Genomic DNA, 614 nt, shown 5'->3' on the forward strand with positions numbered 1-614 from the left:
TAGATCTTTAATTTTTCCAAACTTAATCGCATTTAATGGACATGTATCAACACAAATAGGATTTTTACCTTCTGCTAATAAATCTACGCAGAAATCACATTTCGACATTTGTCCTGTTTCAGTATTCATTTGTGGTGCACCATAAGGACATGACCATGAGCAATAACCACACCCAACACATTTGCTGGTATCAACACGGACAATGCCATCTCCGGGGCGTTTATGCATTGCTGTTGTTGGGCAGTTTTTTACACATATAGGATCGTCACAGTGATTACATGAAATCGTTAATGTGTATGCAAAGACATTATTTTCAAATGCACCTTGCCCATTAGGTGCAAATCCCCCGCCCTGTATTTCATAAATACGGCGAAAACGGCGCCCAACCTCTAAATTATTTTTATCTTTACATGCAACTTGGCATGCTTTACAACCTGAGCAACGAGAAGAATCAATAAAAAAACCAAGCTGTTCATCGCTAACAGGCGCATATTGTTTGAATTCACTCATGCTTTGGTTACCTCAACTAAAACGGTTAAATGTGAATTACCATGGGCTAATGGTGTCATACGTGTTGATGTCAAAACGTTAGGACACCCACCATGATCAACACC

General features: G+C 39.3%; 1 protein-coding gene. It reads right to left on the reverse strand.

Annotated features, from left to right (window positions below; genetic code table 11):
- Positions 1-510 (reverse strand): DMSO/selenate family reductase complex B subunit (locus tag IE142_RS39990; protein WP_191889468.1); only part of this gene is annotated, 510 nt, incomplete at its 3' end.
- Positions 511-614 lie beyond the last annotated feature (104 nt).

The sequence above is a fragment of the Streptomyces mutabilis genome, from assembly GCF_014649815.1.
Taxonomy (GTDB): Bacteria; Actinomycetota; Actinomycetes; order Streptomycetales; family Streptomycetaceae; genus Streptomyces; species Streptomyces mutabilis.